The sequence below is a fragment of the Streptomyces sp. CA-135486 genome, assembly GCF_050936555.1.
Lineage (GTDB): Bacteria > Actinomycetota > Actinomycetes > Streptomycetales > Streptomycetaceae > Streptomyces.
In genome coordinates this window covers 3172079-3192434 of the sequence record NZ_JBNJMM010000002.1, presented here as the reverse complement: position 1 = coordinate 3192434, position 20356 = coordinate 3172079, and the positions used below count along the sequence as shown (strand labels likewise).

19 protein-coding genes are annotated in these 20356 nt (G+C 69.1%); 5 read left to right on the top strand and 14 right to left on the bottom strand.

Going from position 1 to position 20356, the window contains the following annotated elements; genetic code table 11:
• Nucleotides 1-27: 27 nt before the first annotated feature.
• The 12 genes from ACQEVG_RS34240 to ACQEVG_RS34185 all read right to left on the bottom strand — a co-directional run bounded on the left by ACQEVG_RS34240 (nucleotide 28) and on the right by ACQEVG_RS34185 (nucleotide 12661).
• Nucleotides 28-1056, bottom strand: coding sequence for an ABC transporter permease (locus ACQEVG_RS34240; protein WP_432991150.1), 1029 nt, complete (start codon nucleotides 1054-1056; stop codon nucleotides 28-30).
• Nucleotides 1053-2036 carry a Gfo/Idh/MocA family protein gene (locus tag ACQEVG_RS34235; protein ID WP_432991148.1) on the bottom strand — a complete coding sequence of 328 codons (984 nt, stop codon included), beginning with the start codon at nucleotides 2034-2036 and terminating at the stop codon, nucleotides 1053-1055. The genes ACQEVG_RS34240 and ACQEVG_RS34235 overlap by 4 nt, the downstream gene beginning before the upstream one ends.
• Nucleotides 2033-3004: a Gfo/Idh/MocA family protein gene (locus tag ACQEVG_RS34230; RefSeq protein WP_432991146.1), complete on the bottom strand. Its 972-nt coding sequence runs from the start codon at nucleotides 3002-3004 to the stop codon at nucleotides 2033-2035. Before ACQEVG_RS34230 ends, ACQEVG_RS34235 begins: the two co-directional genes overlap by 4 nt.
• Before the next feature lie 433 nt (nucleotides 3005-3437).
• A complete protein-coding gene (locus ACQEVG_RS34225; protein WP_432991143.1) occupies nucleotides 3438-4172 on the bottom strand; it encodes a TIGR03943 family putative permease subunit in 735 nt (244 codons plus the stop codon).
• Entirely contained in the window at nucleotides 4169-5179 is a 1011-nt protein-coding gene (locus ACQEVG_RS34220) for a permease (RefSeq protein ID WP_432991140.1), read from the bottom strand. Before ACQEVG_RS34220 ends, ACQEVG_RS34225 begins: the two co-directional genes overlap by 4 nt.
• A gap of 136 nt (nucleotides 5180-5315) precedes the next feature.
• Nucleotides 5316-6302: a hypothetical protein gene (locus ACQEVG_RS34215; protein WP_432991138.1), complete on the bottom strand. Its 987-nt coding sequence runs from the start codon at nucleotides 6300-6302 to the stop codon at nucleotides 5316-5318.
• A gap of 49 nt (nucleotides 6303-6351) precedes the next feature.
• A complete protein-coding gene (locus tag ACQEVG_RS34210; RefSeq protein ID WP_432991135.1) occupies nucleotides 6352-8073 on the bottom strand; it encodes an acyl-CoA dehydrogenase family protein in 1722 nt (573 codons plus the stop codon).
• A 106-nt stretch (nucleotides 8074-8179) separates the two neighbouring features.
• Nucleotides 8180-8737, bottom strand: coding sequence for a PadR family transcriptional regulator (locus ACQEVG_RS34205; protein WP_432991133.1), 558 nt, complete (start codon nucleotides 8735-8737; stop codon nucleotides 8180-8182).
• Between the two features lie 255 nt (nucleotides 8738-8992).
• The gene (locus ACQEVG_RS34200; RefSeq protein ID WP_432991130.1) at nucleotides 8993-9883 is read right to left on the bottom strand and encodes a glutathione S-transferase C-terminal domain-containing protein; all 891 of its coding nucleotides are present in this window, start codon (nucleotides 9881-9883) and stop codon (nucleotides 8993-8995) included.
• A gap of 531 nt (nucleotides 9884-10414) precedes the next feature.
• Nucleotides 10415-10606, bottom strand: coding sequence for a hypothetical protein (locus ACQEVG_RS34195; protein ID WP_432991128.1), 192 nt, complete (start codon nucleotides 10604-10606; stop codon nucleotides 10415-10417).
• A gap of 280 nt (nucleotides 10607-10886) precedes the next feature.
• A complete protein-coding gene (locus ACQEVG_RS34190) occupies nucleotides 10887-11519 on the bottom strand; it encodes a response regulator (RefSeq protein WP_432991125.1) in 633 nt (210 codons plus the stop codon).
• Nucleotides 11516-12661 (bottom strand): GAF domain-containing protein, encoded by a 1146-nt coding sequence (locus ACQEVG_RS34185; protein ID WP_432991122.1) that lies wholly within the window; start codon nucleotides 12659-12661, stop codon nucleotides 11516-11518. The genes ACQEVG_RS34190 and ACQEVG_RS34185 overlap by 4 nt, the downstream gene beginning before the upstream one ends.
• A gap of 314 nt (nucleotides 12662-12975) precedes the next feature.
• On the opposite strand from ACQEVG_RS34185, the gene ACQEVG_RS34180 reads away from it, so the two are divergent.
• The 5 genes from ACQEVG_RS34180 (at nucleotide 12976) to ACQEVG_RS34160 (ending at nucleotide 19245) form a co-directional block, all read left to right on the top strand.
• Nucleotides 12976-14622: a long-chain fatty acid--CoA ligase gene (locus ACQEVG_RS34180; RefSeq protein WP_432991119.1), complete on the top strand. Its 1647-nt coding sequence runs from the start codon at nucleotides 12976-12978 to the stop codon at nucleotides 14620-14622.
• Between the two features lie 55 nt (nucleotides 14623-14677).
• On the top strand, nucleotides 14678-15019 hold the full coding sequence (locus tag ACQEVG_RS34175) for a hypothetical protein (protein ID WP_432991116.1): 342 nt from the start codon (nucleotides 14678-14680) through the stop codon (nucleotides 15017-15019).
• Entirely contained in the window at nucleotides 15016-15426 is a 411-nt protein-coding gene (locus ACQEVG_RS34170; protein WP_432991113.1) for a DUF485 domain-containing protein, read from the top strand. Before ACQEVG_RS34175 ends, ACQEVG_RS34170 begins: the two co-directional genes overlap by 4 nt.
• Nucleotides 15423-17081 (top strand): solute symporter family protein, encoded by a 1659-nt coding sequence (locus ACQEVG_RS34165; protein WP_432991111.1) that lies wholly within the window; start codon nucleotides 15423-15425, stop codon nucleotides 17079-17081. The genes ACQEVG_RS34170 and ACQEVG_RS34165 overlap by 4 nt, the downstream gene beginning before the upstream one ends.
• A gap of 511 nt (nucleotides 17082-17592) precedes the next feature.
• Nucleotides 17593-19245 carry a carboxylesterase/lipase family protein gene (locus ACQEVG_RS34160; RefSeq protein ID WP_432991108.1) on the top strand — a complete coding sequence of 551 codons (1653 nt, stop codon included), beginning with the start codon at nucleotides 17593-17595 and terminating at the stop codon, nucleotides 19243-19245.
• A gap of 30 nt (nucleotides 19246-19275) precedes the next feature.
• On the opposite strand, the gene ACQEVG_RS34155 is transcribed toward ACQEVG_RS34160, so the two are convergent.
• The gene (locus ACQEVG_RS34155; RefSeq protein WP_432991106.1) at nucleotides 19276-19923 is read right to left on the bottom strand and encodes a TetR/AcrR family transcriptional regulator; all 648 of its coding nucleotides are present in this window, start codon (nucleotides 19921-19923) and stop codon (nucleotides 19276-19278) included.
• A gap of 49 nt (nucleotides 19924-19972) precedes the next feature.
• Nucleotides 19973-20269: a hypothetical protein gene (locus ACQEVG_RS34150; RefSeq protein ID WP_432991103.1), complete on the bottom strand. Its 297-nt coding sequence runs from the start codon at nucleotides 20267-20269 to the stop codon at nucleotides 19973-19975.
• Nucleotides 20270-20356 lie beyond the last annotated feature (87 nt).

The following is a 20356-nucleotide window of genomic DNA, read 5'->3' as shown; positions in this document are numbered from 1 at the left end:
CCGCGCACGGGACGTACCAGTCGGCGGTCAGGTCGAGGCCGACGGGGCCAGTGGGGTGGTGGGCGCGTTGGGCGCGGCAGCGGCGGAGGAGTTCCTGCTGCCGCGCCCGGCGCCGTTGTGGAGCCGGCTGTAGCGGTCGATGACGACCGCCATGAGGATCACCAGTCCGGTGACGGCGGGCTTCCAGTAGGGCGAGACGTTGAGCTGGTTGAGGCCGTTGGAGATGACGCCGAGGAGGAGCGTTGCGGCGAGGACGTCCTCGATGCGCCCGACGCCGCCGGTCAGGGCGATGCCGCCGACCACGCAGATGGCGATGGCCTCCAGGGGCCAGTCGGCCGCGGCCGACGGCTGCCCGACGAGCGTCTGGCCGAGGAGCAGCAGGCCCGCGCCCGCGGCCAGCAGGCCGCCCATGGCGAAGGCGAAGATCTGCACGCGCTGTACGGGGACGCCCGACAGGTGGCTGGCCTCGGCGTTGCCGCCGACGCTGTAGATGTAGTGCCCGTACTTGGCGCGGGTCAGCAGGAACCACACCGCAAGCAGGCAACATATGAAGACGGCGAAGATCACCGGGATGCCGGCGACCCGCGCGTTGGCAGCGCTCTCCAGCAGAGGCGTCACACCCTGCTTGGACTCGGCGCCGGTGGCCACGAACAGCAGGCCGGAGACGATACTCGCCATGGCGAAGGTGGCGACGAAGGCGTTGATACGGACCTTCGCGATCAGGATGCCGTTGGCGACACCGACCGCGAGGCCCGCGGCGAGGCCGGCGCCGATGGTCACGATGGCGCCGTGGCCGCGGCCCGCGACGACTGCCCCTACGACCGATGTGGTGGCTCCGACGGCTCCGACGGACAGGTCAAAGCCGCCGGAGATCATCATGACAGCCATGCCGCAGGCGACGATGCCGATGATGGCGTTCTGCTCCAGGATGTTCTCCAGGTTGACCGAGGAGCGGAACGTCGGTGATACGACCATCAGGACGCTGGTGACGAGGGCGAACACCAACCAGAGACCGAAGCGCCTCAGGAGACCGCTTCTGTTTGCGCTGCTCTTCATGCCGACCCGTCCTCCTGGTCCGTAATGTCGACGACTGTTCCGTACTGGGCCGATGTCAGGGCGGCGAGCGCGACCTGGGTGGCCTTCCAGCCGTCGTCCATCGGGACGGGTGGTGCCGAGCCGAGCCGGATCGCGGTGAGCCAGTCGTCAAGAAGCTCTGCGTCCATGCTTCGGCCGTACGGCAGGTGGGTGACGGCGCCGTCCGCATCGACGAGCGAGCCATGGCGCGCGAAGGCGTCGATCGAGAGCCGGCCGTTCTCGAACCACAGGGTCATCACCAGGTCGTTGGCCCCGGGCATGCCGACCGGACGTGACCAGCTCGGGTCGATGCTCGCCCAGGCGCCGTCGGTGGTCGTGACGACCACCTGCCCGGCGTCCTCCACGTCACCGACCCGGCTGAATCTGCCGGCCTCCGCATAGACGGTCCGGTACTCACACCCGGTCAGCCAGCGCAGAGTGTCGGCCAGATGCACCACGTGGTCGATGAGGGCGCCGCCGCCCGACGCGCTGCGGGTGCCGAAGAATCCACCGGGGAAGGCGGCGTGATTGGTGCCGCTCATGGCGACGAGGGCACCGAGCGATCCGTTCTCGATCGCCGCCTTCGCCTGCCGTACGGGCTGGGCGTAGCGCACCGGGAAGGCCACCGAGAGCCAGGCGCCCGAATTCAGGATGGCCTTGGCGGCCTCGGCCGAAGCGCCGAGGGGCTTCTCACAGAGCACGGGGACACCGGCGGTGGCGGCCACGGCCACGTATTCGGGGTAGGTCACGTGCTCGCCGGTGATGATGACCGCGTCGACCATGGCGCACAGGCTCTCGGGGGTCGGGGCGACGGTCAGATCGTGGTCGGCGGCGAAGGCATCCGCGCGGGCACGGTCATGGTCGAAGACAGCGACGGAGCGTCCCTGTTGAGAGCGGCTGAGCTCTTCGCGGTAGGTCGCAGCATGCACATGCGCACAGCCGAGGAATCCGATCTTGATCACGCCAGGGCTCCTTCCAGGGCGATGGGGCGACCGGTGTCGATGCTGCGCTGGGCAGCCTCGATGACCTCGACGGCGTCGCAGGCGTCTGCGACGGTGGCGCGCGGCGGCGGCCCACCGCGGAACCAGTCGATGGCCGCCCGCAGCTCCCTCACATAGGGGTCGTCGCTCGCCGACGCCGGGGGGAGATACGTCCGGGCGTCGCCGCGTGCGGACGCGAATCCCGCGCTTGAGGAACCGTCCGTGCGGTAGAGGCCTTGTGTGCCGGCCACCTCGAGGCGGGTGGTGAAGGATTCCTCCCGCCAGCTCACATCGATGTACGAGATGGTGCCGGCGGCATGGCGGATGGTCAGAGCCACGACGGGGCCGTCCGGGCCGCCTGCCGACACCGCGTACACACGGGCGGCCGGACCGAAGGTCCACAGACACCAGTCGACGTCGTGGACCGCCATGTCGAGCAGGACACCGCCGCTCCTGGCCACGTCGCCGTACCAGTTGCCGACACCTGCCGGAGCTGTGTTCAACCGGGCCAGGCGGGCCACGGACGGGGTGCCCAGCCCGCCGTCCCGGACCAGGTCGCGAACCGCGGCGTACTCGGGGAAGTACCGCACGACGTGGCCCACAGCCAGCTTCACCCCCTGGGCGGCGGCACGGTCGCGGACCAGGCGCGCCTCGGCAGGTGTCCTCGCGAGCGGCTTCTCCACGAACACCGAAAGCCCGGCTTCGATCGCACGGAGCGCGTAGTAGGCGTGCGTGTCCGTCGGGGTCGCGATGATGACCGCGTCGACACGCTCGGGGTCGAGGACTTCCTCAACGCCCACCGTGTCGGCACCTGTGGAGCGGATGGCTTCCAGAGCGGCGGGCGCCACCTGCTCCGAAGCGACAACCAGCAACCGGCAGTCCGGCACCGCCGCGAGGTTCACGGCGTGGAGGGCGCCCAGAGCGCCCGCGCCGATGAGACCTATTCGCATTTCCAACACTCGTGCCTTTCTCAGATCCTCGATGACTGCCCAGCGGCATTGAGCGGCGAGCCCGTTGCGACAGGGCCCCGCCGCGCCGTCCCGAGCGGTATGGCCCGGCCGACATTTGCACGGCTGGTAGTGTCTGGTCATGACCAGTTGAGAGAGAGCATGAGTCAAGGGTCAGGGGATGTCAACCGCCCGACCAGAAGAAAAAACGAACAGCGCCGAGCTGATCACGCCGCTGCAGAAGCGCATCAGGAAATGGGGGCGAGTCGGGGCAGAAGCCCGCAGTGATGTGCCGAGCTCCGGGGAGTGAGGCCCTACAGGGACGCCGATGCGAGCCCGAGCCCCGAGCACGCAAACGCGAACACGAACGCGCCGACGACGCCTCCCGGCTCGACGTCATCGGCATCAGGGAGCCCTACGCGGCAGTCAACTGCCTTCAGTCTTCGTACTGGTTGTGCGGGGCCGGGATCGGTTTGGCCTCACTGATGCTGATGAACGGGATGACCCCGTCGTTGACGGGGTCTCTGGTCCGCTTGTTGGTGTAGGTGCCGGTGACTTCGAGCCAGGTGTCGGGTTGCAGGACGGGCGGAATCCGTCCGGACAGGCCGATCTTCACGGGTTGGGCGTCGGCAGCGCAGCAGTTGAGGACCATACGCGTGAGGTAGGGCGCGCCGCCACGGTCGAGGGTGATGAAGCCGGTAACTCTGATCTGCCTGCCGCCGAGGGAGCGTCCGTGGTCGTAGACCGCGCGGCCTGCGTAATCGACGACGCCGAGCTGGAGGGGGTCGCCGGCAGGGAGGTTGGGGAAGCCCCAGGGTTGCTGGAGGGCCGTGCCGGCACGCATGGCGCTGTAGGAGCCCAGTGCGGGCGGGGCGACCAGGATAAGAGCGAACAGGGGCAGGACGAGGAGCCAGGATATTCGTGGTTCGCGGTGGGCGTGGCCGTGTTCGGCGTGGTGCTCACGCTCGGGCTGGTTCCCCTGGGTCGCGGGCGGCCGTCGCAGTTCGTACCAGACGGTGGCGAGGGCGGCGACGATCAGGACGATGCCGGCCACGATCAGCAACGGGCGCAACCCGGCCCTGACGTAGCGCAGATAGAGGTCGGTGAAGCTGGCGCGCAGCACTGCCCCACCCACGAGGAACAACACGGCTGCTTGCGCCTGCCTGTTCACAGCAGGACCGCCCCGACCACGGCCGACATGAGGACGGCGAGGATGAACGTGGCGGGGGCGAACCGCAGCGCGAACCCGCGGCCGAACGTGGCGGCCTGCATGGCGAACAGTTTCAGGTCGATCATCGGTCCGACGACGAGGAATGCCAGCCGGGCGGTGAGCGAGAACTGGGACAGGGACGCGGCCACGAACGCGTCGGCCTCGGAGCAGATCGACAGCAGCACCGCGAGGATCGCAAGGGTGAGGACCGACACCAGGGGGTTGCCCGCCGCGGTGTGCACCCAGCTTGCCGGTACCACCGCTTTGAGGGTGGCCGCGGCCATCGCCCCGACGACGAGGAAACCGCCGGCGTGCATGATGTCGTGCCGTACGGATCCCCAGAAAGCCGCCCCCTTGCTGAGGCCGTCGAACGACGGATGGTCCGGTGGGCGCAGCCAGTCGGTGCGGCCCAGCCGCTGCCACAACCAGCCCATCGCGCATGCCACGAGCAGACTCGCCACGAACCGGGCGAGGACCATCTCCGGGTTACGGGGAAACGCGACAGCGGTGGCGGTCAGCACGATCGGGTTGATCGCCGGGGCGGACAGCAGGAACGCCAACGCCGCCGCGGGGGTGACACCCCGGCGCACAAGCGCCCCGGCCACCGGCACGGAGGCGCACTCGCAGCCGGGTAGGACCGCCCCGGCCATCCCGGCGACCGGCACCGCGAGGGCGGGCCGTCTCGGCAGCGCGCGGGCGAAGAACGACGGTGGGACGAACACCGCGATGATCGCCGACAGCAGCACACCGAGAACGAGGAACGGCAGGGCCTGAACGACCACCGCGACGAACACGGTCATCCAGCTCTGTATCACCGGCGCGGACAACGCCCGGCGAATCGGCCCCTGCAGCGCAACCACCAGGAGCAGCACCATGGTCAGCACGAGGGGTGAGTTGAACTGCCAGCCCTGCGGTTCGTCCGCGTCGCGGCGGCCGACGCGGGTCGGGGCCGCCTTGGTGGTGGTCACGGGTGAGGTACCTCCGGCATGGCAGGGCTGCGTGGGTTGGTCACCCTCCACCTTCAGTACGCCGGTTCAGGCGCAGTTGCTCATCGTGCGTTCAACCTGCCGCGGTGAGAGGCGGACGGGCGCAGCACCGCGGTGGTCAGGGCGAAGGCGGCACGGCGGGAAACACCCGGTCGGGCTGGCCGGCCTCGACGGCGGCCTTGTCCGCGAACACGCGCCACATGTCGCCGTCCCGTCGTATGTGCGGATAGGTCCACTTCTCCGCGGCATCGGGAACGAGTATCTGCGTGGTGGCACGTTCGACGTCGTGGATGACCAGCGAGAAGATGGTGCAGCCCAGGTGCCCCATGGCGGGATACTGCTCCGGATGGTCCTCCGGGCCCTCGGCCTCCACCACGTAGAACCGGTCGTCCACCCAGTAGCCGGACTGATCCAGCCAGGTGTCCTCGGCCACCGGAACGCCGTCCACCCACAGGCTCGTCTTGTCCGATTGCGCCCTGTCGCGCACGTGCACGGCCCGATGCCGGTCATCGGAAGTGAAATCGACGTTCAGCCCGAACTCGGTCCAGCAGTCAACGAACGAGTGGCAGGCGCCCGGTACCGGTCCCGTGCGGTGCCGAAGGCCCCCGGTGGCCGACGGGTCGGCAGGGTCGAGTCTGCAGATCAGCGGATCCCGGCACGGCCGGTCGATGCGACGAGTGCAGCCGAGCCCCAGCACCGCGCAGTCCCGCGGCGACGCCCGGGACAGCAGGTCCACGAGGTGTTCCCGGTATCTGCTGTCCCCGATCAGATCGCGGAGATCGCCCCTCACGACCGTCCACCAGACGAGCAGGTCGACCCCCACCTGCGAACGCCGCAGCCATTCCTGCCACACGTCGCGCTCCCACCTGTGCGGGACCACCTCCTCCGCGGTCGCTTCGACCTGCGGTGCATCGGTCGCTTCAACCTGCGGTGGATCGGTTGTTACCTGCGGTGTGTCGGTTTCCGCGTGGCTTTTCTTCTTGCCCCATCGCCAATTCAACGGCTGCCCCCCGGCTCCTCCTGGCCAACGGCCGGACTGCTCATCAATGGCAGCCGGCCGATGGACTCTCGCCGATCGTAGAGGGGGTTTGTCGAACACACCCACGGATTTCCGCACGGGCGCCGGCGGGCGGACAGCCTGGTCTGCTCCGTTGCTACGGCGCCATCTCGTACGCCCCGGACAGCGCCTCGACACGCTCCCAGACACGTGCCGAGCGGGCGTCGTCGACGACGGGACGACGGACGGCGGCCAGCGCCCAGCGCTGCTGTTCCACGGTGGCGGAGTCCTTTCCGTGCAGCTCGACGGCGTGCGCGGAGAAGTCGCGTACGAGGACGGAGAACAGTTCGTCGAGGACGTCCTCCCCGCAACCGGTCAGCCGCGCCTGTTCCAGGATCAGCTGGCCGTGCACGACCAGCGCGAACAGCTGGCCGACGGCGAGAAGAAGATCCAGATCGCGACTCTGCTCCTCGTCGGGGGCCGCGGTGGTGACGAACGCGCACAGGGCGTCCGCCTGTTCCCGGAAGCGGCCGACATTGGGCACATCGGCATACGCGTCGTAGGCGGTGCGCCAGTCGTGGAAGCGTATGGAGCCCAGGCCGCGGGCCGGTCCCTGCCGGAACAGGAACGCGTCGTCGGCCGCGTCGAGCCGGGTCGGCACGGGCGCGTACTCGGCCGGGGCCAGCAGGTGGTTGCGCATGAACTTGAGGATCAGCGCAAGGTTGACATGGACCGTGCCCTCCAGCTTCGGCAGCCCCCGGATCTCGGTGGCGGCCTGGGCGAAGTAGGTGTCCTTCTCGAAGCCCTTGGCGGCGATGACGTCCCACATCAGGTCGATGACCTTCTCGCCCTCGGTGGTCACCTTCATCTTCGTCATGGGGTTGAAGAGGAGATAGCGGCGGTCGTCGGGGCCGGCGGAGCGGAAGTAGTCGACGGCGCGGTCGCTGAACAGCTTCATCCCGACGAGGCGGACATACGCGTCGGTCAGCTCCCGGCGCACATGCGGGAAGGCGGTGACGGGACGGCCGTAGAGGATGCGGTTCTGCGCGTGGGTGACGGCCTCGTACATCGCATGCTCGCAGATGCCTATCGAGGCGGTGCAGAGGTTGAACTTGCCGACGTTGACGGTGTTGAGGGCGGCGTCGAAGGCGGCACGGCCGGTGTGCAGTACGTCGTCGGGGCCGACCGGGTAGTTGTCGAGGCGGAACTCGCTGACGTACTTCGATGAGTCGACGACGTTCTTCACAAGGTGGTACGCCGGGTGACGGCTTTCGGCAGCGAAGAAGACGTAGCCGTCCGGGCCCTCGACGTCAGTGCGACGGCCGAAGACGGAGACGAGCCCGGCGGCGTTGCCGTTGCCGATGTAGTACTTGGAGCCGCTGGCCCGGAAGCCGCCGTCACCGTCGGGCTCCAGCAGCATGTCGGTGGAGTAGATGTCGGCGCCGTGGGCCTTCTCGGACAGACCGAAGGCGAACACCTCGCCCTGGGCGAGGAGTTCGGCTGCGCGGGTGCGGGCAGCGGCGTTGTCGCTCTGCCAGACCGGGCCGAGTCCGAGGATGGTGACCTGCCACGCGTACCAGTAGTCGAGCCCGTAGAAGCCGAAGATCTCGTTGAGGGCGGCGATCCGGGCGGTGTCCCAGCGCTTGTCCTGCTGCCCGTCGGCGGCGGAGGCAGGGGTGAGGAAGGTGGCGAACAGCCCTTCCTTGGCGGAGAACGCGAGGAAGTCCGCCAGCCAGGCACGGGAGCGATAGTCCTCGATCAGCTTGCGCTTGCCGCGGCCCTCGAACCAGTCGACGGTGGCGCGCAGCAGCCTGCGGGTCTCGGGGTCGCAGTGCGCCGGGTCGTAGGTGCGCGGGTTGAACAGCAGCGGGTCGGCCATGGGGGTTCGCCTTTCCGGCTCGGGAGTTGAGGGACGGTGGGCTGGAGAGCTTGAGCTCTGTGACGGTGAACGGGTTCGTCGGGGCGGGTGGCGCGTCGGCGCCGGTTCAGCGCTCGGGACCGAGCCGGTGGAGGGTGGCGAGTACGTCGTCGAGCCAGGCGATCGTCATCCGCTCGTATGCGATGCCGCCGCGCAGCACGACGTGCTGGAGCTCCCGCCCGGCGTCGGGCGATCCAGGGGCCTCGGGTCCGGTGAAGTCACGCCGTTCCCCGGCGAGATAGCGCGCAAGCCGGTCGGCGTGCGCCTGGTGGTGCCGCTCGACCTCGCGGATCAGCGCGGCCGGGTCGTCGAAGGCCGCACCGCGGATCTTCACGGCGAGGTCGTGCCGCACGCTCTCGGGTTCGATCGGCTCGTGCAGCCACTGGGAGAGCGCGGCCCGGCCGAGGGCGGCGACGGAGTACTCCTTCTTGTCCGGCCGGGCCTGCTGCGGCACCTCGCGGACGTCGATCCAGCCGTCGCTCTCCATGCGCTTGAGGACGCGGTAGATCTGCTGGTGGGTGGCGGTCCAGAAGTATCCGATGGACCGCTCGAACCGCCGGGACAGCTCATAGCCGGAGCCCGGCTTCTCCAGCAGAGAGACGAGGATCGCGTGTTCGAGCGCCATGCCCCGATCCTTCTATGCAACTCGTTGCATAGACAAGTGGCGGTGCCCGGGTGAGACACGGCTCACCCGGGCGGCCGGACGGAGCTGCGCGCTGGACGGGTGCTGCTCGCCGGCCCGACTCGGCCGACAACCGCGAGACCTGGCGAGTTCCTGGCCCCGTCGAAGGAACGGCTGCTGATCGTCTTCGAACGGGCCGTGCTGTGGAGTTGGGCCCGCTCGCCCGATGGGTCGTTCGGGCGAGCGGCTCCCACATGCTCAGCCGAGGCGGGCCGTCACCCTGTCCGGTGCGTGTGCCGCCCAGTCCAGGATCTGTACTGCCGCCCCGGCGGCCTCCAGCCCCTGGCAGTGTGCGTGGTGCCTGCGGGCGATGCCGTCGAGGTCGAGGTGGGAGCCGTAGGCGGGGTGGGCGGCCAGTCGCCGTGCGTAGGACCACAGGTGCGGATGGTCGGCGATGCGGCGCACCGCGGTGGCGTCCAGGTGCCAGCGGTGCACGGTGTCGAGCTGCACCAGGGCCACCCACAACTGCACATCGGCGGCGGTCAGTTCGTCGCCCAGGATGTGGTCCTGGCGGGTGAGCCGCCGCTCCAGTGAATCCAGTGCGCGGAACAGGGTGGCGAGGGCGGTGTCGCGCGCCGTTCGGTCGGTGCCGGCCTGCCCGGCGTACTGTGCGGCTTCGTTGATGCCCTGCTCACACAGACGTCCGACGGCCGCGAGCTCCGCTTCCGCACCGTGCGGGTACAGCACGGGGCAGTCGGGGCCGTCGCCGAAACGCCGGGCCAGGTCGCGCAGAATGTCCGGGGTGTATGTGCTGACGATCCGTCCCGTCCAGTCGTCACTGAGCACCGGGGCCGCGGCCGGTCCGGGGTACCGGTGCGAACTGGCCTCGTACAGCCGGCGCAGCGTGGAGTGTCCACCGTCGGGCCCGTCGGGCACCGACGACAGCAGCGTCACGGGGAGGATGTCGTCGAGGCCGAGCAAGCTGTGTGTCACGGCGATCCGCAGACAGTACGGGCAGGACAGCGAGAGGTGGAGGCGATAGCGGCGCGGTGCGGCGTAGTGACCGCTGCGCGCGTCACAGCCGATCCTGCCCCGGAACGGCGGCAGGGGCAGCGCGGACGGCACGGCTGTCAGGGGTGTGGCGGACATGCGTCTCCCCGGGTTCTGGTTCTGACTTGATGCGCGGACACACGGCGGGCGTCGGGCGTCTGGCGTCGGGTGATGGGCGCGCGACATTGGGCGCGCACTCGTACGCGGCGGCGTGTATGCGGTGCCGACGGCTCAGCGCAGAGGACTCGCCGCGCTGCAGACACGCAGCAGATCGATGTGGCGGCGGGAGGTCAGAAGGGGAGTCAGCCGACGCATGCGAAGCGCACGGTCGGTGGCCGACTCCAGACGCCCCATGATTTCCCACCCATTCACTAGGGATCCTGGTACGGAGTGTCGAGCGGCCTTCGGGCACCGTCAAGAGGGCCTACCCACATCTCACCGGGTGTCTCACATAATGGGCGAACGGCAGCGCCGCGCGGTGCTGCCTCGCGAGGCCCGAGCGGCGCCGCGGCGCCCTGCTCGCCGTCGCCTGGCTACACCGTCCCATAACTCCGCGACCGCCGTCTCACAGAGCGAGACGGCGGTCCGTTCGTGCAGGGCGTGGCACCCCGAATGCCGAGGAGCCGGTGTTCAGGGGCGGGTTCGGCGCCTCAGCGCCGGCTCGGCGAGGGCGGGCGGCGCATATCCGGCGTCCTGGGCGGAAAGGTTCGTACCCGGAGGCACGATCTTGTCGATGCGGTCGAGCACGTCCTGGCTCAGCCGGATGCGGTCCGCGCCGAGCTCGACGGCTCGCCGCCGAGTGAACCGCGGGGAGATCCACATGCCGGCGAAGCTATCCACGCAGCCGATCGCCAGTCAACAGGTGGTAGTTGGCAGACCCACATCTGCAACGACGGCTTCGCATCGCCGCCATGCGACCGTTACGGGACCGTCTCCGGCTCACCGATGAATGACGGTGCTGTTGCTCCCTGCAGTAGTCACTTCATCCTCAAGTGCCGTGAATCTCAGTGTTGCTGACGCCGCATCACATCAGAGCGCAACCCGATCGGGCAGCTCGGGAGTCAACAGAGCCACGTCGAAACCATGGGGCAGTTCGCGCGGCCTAGAGAATCCCTCGCTCGCTGGCGCGGGCCAGCGCCTCCACGCGGTTGCGCGCGCCCAGCTTCTCCAGCGTTCGCTGGAGGTAGGTCTTGACCGTGTTCCTCGTCAGCCCCAGAACGCCTGCGATCTCCGGGTTCGTCTCGCCCATCGCCACCCTGCGCAGGATCTCGTACTCGCGTCGGGTCAGCCCGCTCTCCTTGAGCCTTCTGGCCAGCAGCACATTGAGGAGATGGTCCGGGCTGGTTCGGACAACCCGTTCCCCGGCGTTGACCCGGCGGACGATGTCCACCAGATCCGATCGCTCGGCGTCCTTGACGACCACGGCGTGCGCTCCGGCGCCGAGCGCCTCCTCCAGAGCCGCGTGCTCCGGGTAAGCCGTGAAGATCACCACCTTGACACCGGGGACATGGGTCCGCAGCGCCCGGATCACCTCGGGGGCGAGCATGTCGGGCAGGCGCAGATCGAGCAGCACGACATCCGGCTTCAGGCGTTCCGCCTCAGTGACCGCTGCCCGGCCGGAGCTCGCGTATCCCGCCACGGTGATCCAGGAGGCATTGCCCAGCGCCAGCGCAACGCCGTCGCGGACGATGGGGTGATCATCCACCACAAGCACATGTACGGTCGTTTCGTTCACGCCGGCACCCATGCCTGGACGGTGACGCCGCCGTCCTCGTTGCGGAAGACGTGGACCTTGCCGCCCACCCGTCCCAGGCGATCGGACATGGCGGACAGGCCGAGGCCATGGGAGTGCCTGCCCGTCGGCGGCAGACCGACGCCGTCATCCGCGATGGTCACGCAGACTCCCCCGGACAGAGTGAAGACGCTGACCACCACGGAACGGGCCCGCGCATGCTTCTCGACATTCAGCAGCGCCTCCCGTATCGCGTTGGTCAGTGCCTTGATCGGAGCGGCCGCAAGAACCGGCACCTCGGTGACGATGACGAGGCGGGCGATGACCCCGGTGCGCTCCTGGAAAGCCCGGCAGTCGCCGCGCAGCGCGACCCCCAGGGCGACCTGTTCCGGCGGCGCGTTCAGCGCATAGAGGGATACGCGCAGCGCGGCGGCGGCTTGAACGGCCTGCTCCTCCAGGTCACTGAGCCGTGCCTGCACCGTGTGCTCGGCCGACAGCTCGTCGGCCAGGGTGCGGATGCCCGCCCCCAGGGAGAACAGCATGGCCCCCATGGTGTCGTGGAGTTCCAACGCGAGCCGGCGTCGTTCCTCGTGCACGGCGACCTCGGCCGCATGGCGGGCCCGCTCCGCGACGACGGCCGCGGCCGCGGCCTGGCTCGCCGCCCGCTCCAGGGCCTGGGTCGTCCGGTCGCTGAACGGGGTGGTCTCCCGGTTGGCGCCGTAGAGGACACCGAACAGCCGGCCTTCGTGCATCACGGGCACAGCGATCATCGCGCCCAGGCCCTCCGTCTCGGCCTGGGCCTTGAAGTGATGGGTGATGGTGTCGGAGCTGCGGTAGTCACTGACCCACAGGGGCCGGCGCCGGAGCATGACCTGCCCGCCGAGCCCGCATCCGGAGGGTACGACCAAGCCGTTCACGGCGGGAGTCCGTGTGTTCACCGTGTGTCCGAGCACGATCCGGTCCTCGCCGTCCGGTTCGCCGACCCAGGCCACATCGACCCCGCTGAGCTCGGGCACATCGTCCACGACCCGGTGCATGGCGATGGACTGGTCGAGCAGGCCGAGGATCTCGCCGTATCCCTCGGTGAGCTCGAACAGCGCGTTCGACAAGGGCCGTGGCCGCCCCTTGCCTGCCTCGTCTGTCATGGTAAGTCGCCTCACGCCCTGCGGGACCGTGTCGAACGCGCTCGTGCTCCGCTGCACACATGGTGACCTGCGGCTGCGTCTGAGTCCATCTCCGAATGGAGACCTCTGAAGTTACACCTCCCCCTGGAGCTACCCGCACCACCCGGCGAAACCCAAGCTCTCGCCCATCGCCACGGCAGGCGATGGAAGCGACGGAGGCTTGATGCTCCAGGTACGTGAAAGTGCGCTGCGGCGGGGCCGTCCCGCTCGGCACCGCTTGCCGACCCAGCCACTGCTCCTCGAAACCGACACCGGAACCGAAGATGACCATGGAAATGTCTCGCCGTCCCCCCGTCACCAGCACCATGCAGAACGTCCCGTTGCTCATCCGCAGGCTGCTGGAGAACGGCATGAACCTGCACGGAGGCAGCGAAGTGATCACGGCCACCGAGACCGGCACCAGGACTGCCACCTACGCCCAGGTCGGCCGCAACGCCGCCAGGCTGGCCCACGCGCTGGCCGGCCTCGGCGTACAGCCGGGCGACCGGGTGGCCACGTTCATGTGGAACAACCAGGAGCACCTGGAGGCATACCTCGCCGTTCCCGCCATGGGCGCTGTGATCCACCCCCTGAACATCCGCCTCTTCCCGGAACAGCTCGCCTACATCGTCAACCACGCCGAGGACACGGTGGTCATCGTCGATGACTCTCTCCTGCCGGTCTTCGCCAAGCTGCTGCCCGACATGCGCACCGTGCGGCACGTCGTCATCAACGGCGAGGCGAAGTCCTCGGTTCTGCCCGACGGTCCGGCTGCCGTCCACGACTACCGCCGGCTGCTGGTGAAGCAACCCGAGGCGTACGACTGGCCGCACCTGGACGAGAACCAGGCGGCAGGCATGTGCTACACCTCCGGCACCACGGGCAATCCCAAGGGCGTGGTGTACAGCCACCGTTCGCTGTACCTGCACTCGCTGGGCATCAGCCTGCCGGACCTCATGGCCATCTCCGCCCGCGACCGCCTGCTCGCCATCGTCCCGCAGTTCCACGCCCAGGCCTGGGGCCTGCCGTACGCGGCGTTCCTGACCGGTGCCTCGCTCGCCATGCCGGACAGGTTCCTGGCCCCCGCGCGCCTCGCGGAGTTCATCGCCGCCTCCCGCCCCAACAAGGGAGTCGGCGTGCCCACGGTGTGGCAGGGCCTGGCCAATCATGTCGAGCAACACCCGGAAGCCGACATCTCCTCCCTCCAGGAGGCCGTCGTGGGCGGCTCCTCCTGCCCGCCGTCGCTGATGCGGACATACGAGGACGATCTCGGCATCCAGCTGCTGCACGCCTGGGGGATGACCGAGGTGTCGCCGCTGGGCGCCCTGGCCCGTGTGCCCGAAGGCGCGGAGGGCGAGGAAGCCTGGCGCTACCGGATCAGCCAGGGCCGCTTCCCGGCGCCGGTGGAGGCCCGGCTCATCGGCCAGGACGGGACGGTACTGCCCTGGGACGGCCGTAGCGTCGGCGAGCTGGAGGTGCGAGGCCCGTGGATCACCGGCTCGTACCACCTCGACGACGACCCTGAGAAGTTCCACGACGGCTGGCTGCGGACCGGTGACGTGGGCACGATCACCGCCGACGGATTCCTCACGCTCACCGACCGGGTCAAGGACGTGATCAAGTCCGGCGGAGAGTGGATCTCGTCCGTCGAACTGGAGAACCACCTCATGGCGCACCCGGGTGTGGCCGAGGCGTGCGTCGTCGGCGTCCCGGACGACAAGTGGGGTGAGCGCCCCCTGGCCACGGTGGTGCTCCGGCCCGGCAGCACGGCCGCCTGCGGGGAGTTGCGGGGCTTTCTCGCCGGGAAGGTTGCCCCATGGCAGCTTCCGGAGCGCTGGGCGCTGGTCGAGGAGGTGCCCAAGACATCTGTCGGCAAGTTCGACAAGAAGACGGTGCGCAAGCAGTACGCGGATGGGGAGCTGCAGGTGGACGTCATCGAATAGCCCCCTTCTCCCGCAGTCACGGACCATCCGTTCCCTGATCAATCCAGGACAGGCAATGAGCCGCATTCCCCTGCATCCCGAACAGGATCCATCTCCGGTATCGGCGCTGTATCTGAGCCGACTCGACCATGAGTCCCTCTACTCCAACACCGAGCTACGCCAAGCCATCGCCCAGACCGTCTCGGAACTCGACGAACCGGGCGCGCTCGGTCGCCGGTACGCCGAAGCCCTGCGCCAGGCGGGAGCGCGAGGTGGCGGCATGAACGAGGTGCGGCGGAGGTGGGCCCTTCGCATGGCGGAAGACCTGGCTCGCGACCGGACCGGCGAGGCACACCGGACCACGGGCCGGCCCGCTGCCGCCGACCGCCGCGCCCCGTCGCTGGGAGGGGCGTCGTGAGCCCTTCGGTCCCCCCGCCCCCGCCGTGGGATCCGGGTACGCCCCGGGAGCCTGTTTCGCTGTGGGAACCGGGAACGCCACGGGAGCCGGCGCTGTCCGTCTTCGAGCAGCTCCAGACCGACGAGGGCCTGCAGCGACTGCGGGCGGCACGCCGGCGCCCGGTCTTCGCCGTCGCGGGCGCTGTCGTCGCGCTGTACCTGCTCAACGCGCTGCTTGCCGGCGAAGCGCGGGGCTTCATGGCCGTACGAGTAGCCGGACCGCTGAACATCGGTCTCATCCTCAGCCTGATCCAGTGCCTCACCACCGTCCTGGCCGTCCGGTGGTACACGCGTCACGCCAGGACCGTCCTCGATCCTGACGGCAGGCGTCTGAGGGCCCGCTTCGAGAAGAGAGAGAACGCGCGGTGACCACAGCTCTGAAGCTCGCCGACCCCGAGGCGTTCCCCGTGTTCGTGGTCTTCGCAGTCTTTGTCGCCGGCACGTTGTTGCTGGCCATCTTGGTCACGACGGACCGGGTCACGCCGGGAGACTTCTACATAAGCGACGGTCGGCTGACCCCGGCTCGGAACGGAGTCGCCCTGTTCGGTGACTACATGTCCGCCGCGACCCTGCTCGGCTCCCCGGGCGTGATCGCACTGACGGGGTACGACGGCATCCCCTACCTGCTGGGACCGATCGTCGCCTGGATCGTGATGCTCCTGCTGGTCGCCGAGCCGTATCACAGCACTGGGCGGTTCACCGTCGGCGACAGCCTCGCACGACGCCTGCGCTCTCGGCCCGTCCACCGGGCGGCGGGGGTCGCCACGCTCGTCATCTGCCTGGTGTACCTCATCGCTCAGCTGGTCGGCGCCGGGGCGTTGGCCGCGCCCATCCTGGGCCTGGACGGAGAGGGAGCGCGACAGGCGCTGGTCGCATCGCTCGGCCTGCTGATGATCATCTACGTGGTGATCGGCGGGATGCGGGCAGCCACCGTGGTCCAGTTGGTGAAGGCCGTCATCCTGCTGGGCGGGGGCGCCTTTCTGGCTCTCCAGGTCATGTCGGAGTTCAGCTGGAATCCCGCGGGCCTGCTGAACCGGGCGGCGGACAACAGCGGCCTGGGGGATGCCTTCCTCCAGCCCGGTGTGCGCTACGGCGACGACAGCGTAAGCAAACTCGACTCACTGAGCCTGCAGTTGGCGGTTCTGCTGGGAGCAGCGGGACTACCGCATCTCCTCATGCGGCTCGGCGCGGTGCCCACCGCTCGCGCGGCACGCGGATCGGTCCAGTGGGCGACCTACCTGACGCTCGCGTTCTGTCTCCTTGCCGGGGTGATGGGATTCGGTGCCGTGGCGCTGCTGGGCAGGGGCACCATCACGGCAGACAGCGCCTCGGGCAATTCGGCCACTCTGCTGCTGGCAGAGTTCCTGGGGGGCGCGTTCCTCGTCACACTCATCTCCTGTGTCGCTTTCACCACGGTCCTGGCCGTGGTGGCCGGGCTTGTCCTGGCTGCCTCAACCGCCCTGGCGCACGACCTCTACCAAGTCGGGTTCAGGAACGGCAAGGCGTCGGAGAAGAGTGAACTCCTGGTCGCCAAGGGCTCGGTGCTGCTCATCGGTCTCGTTGGGACAGTGCTGTCCATGTACGCCCAGGCCCTGAACATCTCGTTCATGGTGGGTCTCGCCTTCGCCGTCGCGGGGTCCGCGATCCTGCCCACCCTTCTCTACAGCATGTACTGGAAGGGCTTCACGACGAGAGGGGCGCTCTGGAGCATCTACGGGGGGCTCTTCGCTTCAGTGGGGCTGGTGCTGCTCTCCCCCGCCGTGTCGGGAGGTCCGACCGCGCTGTTGCCGGAGGCGGACTTCGCGTTCTTCCCACTCAGCAACCCCGCAGTGGTCTCGATCCCGCTCGGCTTCCTGCTGGGCTTGCTGGGATCGCTCCTCGACCCTAGGGAGGCGGACGGGGCGGACTTCACCGAGGCTGAGGTCCGCATCCTCGTGGGAGCCGGCGCCGTCCCGGAGAACCAGCCCACTTCTGCAACGCCGCCCGACCGGCCGGAGCCGGCACGCCGATGGGGCTCCGGCTGAGAGGCGCCTGAGCCCAGGAGGGGCGGGCTCCACTGCGACCACGGGGTGCCCGGGCGTGTCCCGGGCACCCCGTCATTGTCGCCACCCTCCGTTCATGGGACGGGAGTTCGAGGGCCGGACTCAACACCTGCCGCACGGCGTGCTGGGCCGGGCCGGGGGCGCTCACCAGCATCAGGCCGTGGACCCCCTCGAGGCAGCCGCACCGTGCAGCGGTCGGCGTGGGGGCTTTTCAAGCTTCGTCCCGTCGTTTCCTCGTCAGTTGTATGGACAGCATCGTCCCTGAATGGAACGCTCACTACAGAGCAACGTGGTTGGCGCCGATAGAGCGCGGTCGTTCTCGGCCGGCCGGCGTCGACAGGCACGTCGGCCTGACACGAGCGGACTGGTGGTCGCGTTCGTCCGCCCTTCCCTCTCCCCCGGCTCCCCGCAGGTCCGCGACGGCGCCGGCTGCCAGACGTCCACCGCTGTGGCTTCCTTCGCCGAGGCGGACGGAACCCAACAGAGGAGACCGATGAGATTCCGCAGCGTACGTCGTCCCGTTACCCGAGCCGTGACCGCCGTCGCGACGACCGTCGCCGCACTGCTGCTGTCGGTCGGCGCGCCTCCGGCGGCCTCCTCCGACTCCGGCCACGACCCGCTGGTCGTACGTACCGCGCATGGCATGGTCCGCGGCACGGTCCGGCCCGACGGCGGCCGCGTCTTCCAGGGCATCCCCTTCGCCGCCTCCCCCACGGGGGACTTACGCTGGCGCTCGCCCCGGCCGCCCGAGCCATGGTCCGGCGTGCGGGACGCCACCGCACCGGCCAGTCCCTGCCCCCAGTTGCCGCTGACACTGCTCCCGGACGGGGGGCCGGTCCTTCCGGGTGACTCCAACCGCACCGGCAGTACGTCGGAGGACTGCCTGTACTTGAATGTATGGACCCCGCCCCGTACCGGCGGCAGGACACTGCCGGTGCTGGTGTGGCTGCACGGCGGCGGCAACTCCTACGGCGCCGGGAGCGACTACAACGGATCGGCGCTTGCCGCGCGGGGTCTGGTCGTCGTAACCGTCAACTACCGTCTCGGAGCACTGGGTTTCCTCGCACACCCCGCCCTGTCGGCCGAGAGCACCCACCAAGCGTCCGGCGACTACGGGCTGATGGACCAGCAGGCCGCGCTGCGCTGGGTACAGCGCAACATCGGTGCGTTCGGCGGTGACCGGACCAGGGTCACGCTCGGCGGCCAGTCCGCCGGGTCCTTGGACAGCTGCCTCCACATCGCCTCGCCGACCGCGCGGGGCCTGTTCCACCAGGCCATCCAGCAGAGCGGCAACTGCGCGTCCGCCGACGCTCTCAACCCGCTCCCCCTGGCCGCCGCCGAGAGCAGGGGAAAGAGCTTCGCGGCCTCGGTCGGCTGCACCGACCCGTCCCGCGTACCGGCCTGCCTGCGCGCCCTACCCACCGGGGCGCTCATCCGCGGCGCCCCGGGGGCGACGTCCCTGTGGACACCGAACATCGCACCGCCCATCCTTCCGATCCCGCCGCACAAGGCGTGGGCCGAAGACCGGGTGAACGCGGTCCCGACGCTGAACGGCAGCACCCATGACGAGTACCGGTACTTCACGGCGCTCAACGTGGATCTGCTCGGCGGCGGGCCACTCACGCCCCAGACCTATGCCGCCTTGATCAGGCTGCAGCAACCTGACCGGGCTGCCGCCATTCTCGACACGTATCCGGCGTCCGCCTACCCGTCCCCGAACCTGGCCTATTCCGCCGTCGGCACCGACCAGCGGTTCGCCTGCCCGGCGCGTGCCGACGGCCGCCTGTACAGCGGCCGGGTCCCCGTCTACGCCTATGAGTTCAACGATCCACAGGCACCACCGTTCATCCCGGCGCCGCACACCCCGCAGGGCGCCTTCCACGCCTCGGAACTGGCCTATCTGTTCCCGATGGACGCCCTGCCACTCACTACTGCGGCACAGCGCCGGCTGTCCGTCACGATGACCGGATACTGGGCCCGCTTCGTCGCCGCCGGCAACCCCAACGGGCCCGGCGCCCCCATCTGGCCGCGATACACCGCCGACCGTGACCGCATCCAGGTTCTGGCTCCGGACCGCACCGCCCCCACCACTGGTTTCGCGGCCGACCACCACTGCGCGTTCTGGCAGCCGGACGCCACCTCCTGACGGTGCCCACGCTCTGCGAGGAAGTTCCATTCACGACACGTCGGTGACGCGTGTCGCCGATGGAGCCCTCGTCACGGAAACGCCGTGGTGGGACGCCAGGGCCAGCAACGCGATGCGCAGGGGCTCGATCTCGAGGGAAGTGGCCGGTTCGAACCAACGGGCCACCGCGGTTCCACTCGCCGTTCTGAGCGTGAAGCGGGCGAGTTCGTCCGACACCTCGGGGCGCCGGCTCAGGTCGAAGACGACGCTCAGGGAATCCTGGGCCCATGCCAACAACGCGTCGCGGTAGTGGCGCAGTTCGGCCAGGGCCGCGGTACTGGCGTCCTGCCGCAACATACCCACCGCGAGCAGCAGCTTCAGGCTGTGCGGGTGGCGTTGGAAGCTGTCCCTGACGGATTCGAGGAAGGCGTCCAGGCGCTGCGCAACATCCGCGCCGGGTACGTCGACCGGGGGCAGGGCCGCCAGCAAGGAGATTCTTGCGCGCTGGAGCACCGCGAGGTAGATGCCGTCCTTGCTGCCGAAGTGCCAGTAGATGGAACTGGCGGGGAGTCCGCATGCGGCGGAGATCATCGATATGGACGTGGCGGCGTAACCGTGCTGGGACATCAGCTCAGTTGCCGTGCCGAGAATCGCGTCGTGGGACCGCATGCCGCGATCCCGAGCCGATGCCTCCGCCATACGCCGACTCTAGATCAGCCGTGGGACCAGTCGTCCACCAGCCCCTCACTCACGGCCCCGTCCCCTCTTGACCTTCCTTCGAGAGGAGAACCGGGCATTCCAGCTTGAGCGTCGTCAGCTCTCCGGAGAGCTCCACCGGAACCTCGGGCCATCTCACCTCCCGGCCCCTCCCGAGAGGCCTCGGGGTCGATGTACCCGTTATGGAAAAACTCACCAGATATGCACCGCCCCTCATCCTTAAGGTCACTTCCATCCGTACAGTGATGATCGCCGTGACCTGTCCGAGGGCGGTTTTCGCGTCCACGATCTTCTCGTGGCCGCCGAAGCCTAACTGTTCGGTTGCCATGTCCCACCAGCTGCGAAGCGGGCGGGACAATTCTGCGGTCAACTCCCCCGACATGCCCGCCGATCGAGGGTCGTCGGACCTGCCCAT